This window comes from Vibrio sp. 10N.261.51.F12 (assembly GCF_041471725.1).
Classification (GTDB): domain Bacteria; phylum Pseudomonadota; class Gammaproteobacteria; order Enterobacterales; family Vibrionaceae; genus Vibrio.
Map to the genome: position 1 here is coordinate 1 of NZ_JBFROV010000079.1, position 1,133 is coordinate 1,133.

Consider the following 1,133-nt stretch of genomic DNA (forward strand, 5'->3'; position numbering starts at 1 on the left):
GATGGCAACGGCCTCACACCGGTGGGCACCTTAACCATTGATGCCACCGGGGCGTGGAATTACGAAATTGACAACACCGACAGCTCAGTGCAGTCGCTTTCTGAAGGCGAAACGCGCACCGAGACCTTCCAAGTACTCAGTGAAGACGGCACTACCCACAACATCGTGATTACCATCACCGGTGTTAACGACTTACCGAGCATTGTCAGTGGTGCCAGCGATGACGCCACCGAAGACGCGGCGGTCGACTTAGATACTGACGGCAACTTAGTCGCCAGCAATACCTTAGTGATCAGCGATACAGACGCCAATGAAGAGACCTTCATTGCGGGCTCTGGCGTGTCAGTAGGTACCACATATGGCTCATTGACGATTGGCAGCGATGGTCAATGGACCTACACCGTCGACAACAGCTCCAAACCAATCCAATCTTTGGATATGGGCGATACGCTAACCGAATCCTTTATCGTGAAAAGCGCCGACGGCACCGAGCACACCATTACGGTGACCGTGAATGGCACAGAAGATCCAAGCATAATCAGTAGTTATGAGCCGGGCTCGGTGATTGAAGATACGGCGGGCATTTTGACCGACAGCGGTGATATTGATATCGCCGATGCCGACAGCGGCGAAGCACAGTTCGATACTACGCGTGTCGAAGGCCAGCAAAATGGCAATGGCGACTCACCACTGGGCAGCTTAACCATTACCGCTGATGGGCAGTGGAGCTACAGCGTTGATAACTCATTAACGGGTGTGCAAGAGCTGGGTGACGGCGACAGCCGTGACGAGGTGTTCCGCGTGTACTCGATTGATGGCAGCAGCTATCAAGACATTGTTGTGACCATTCAAGGGGTGGACGGCGCGCCGACCATCGTCAGTGGTGATAGCGATGAACTCACCGAAGATGTCGCGGTTGTGGGTAATAACCTCGTTGCGACCGAGCAGCTGGTCATCAGTGACGAAGACGCGGGTGAAAACGTCTTTAATGCTGGAGTAGGAACGTCGGTTGGCACCACATTAGGCAGCCTGTCTATTTTGGCGGACGGCACGTGGACCTACATCATCGATAACACCTTAACGCAGGTGCAAGCGCTTGATGTGGGTGACACCCTAGTTGAGTCCTTTATTGT

Annotated in this window: 1 protein-coding gene; it reads left to right on the forward strand. The window is 53.7% G+C overall.

The genetic code is table 11. The annotated features are described in order from the left end of the window. On the forward strand, positions 1-1,133 hold a 1,133-nt coding region (locus tag AB4405_RS24330), incomplete at both ends, for a VCBS domain-containing protein (RefSeq protein WP_372063114.1).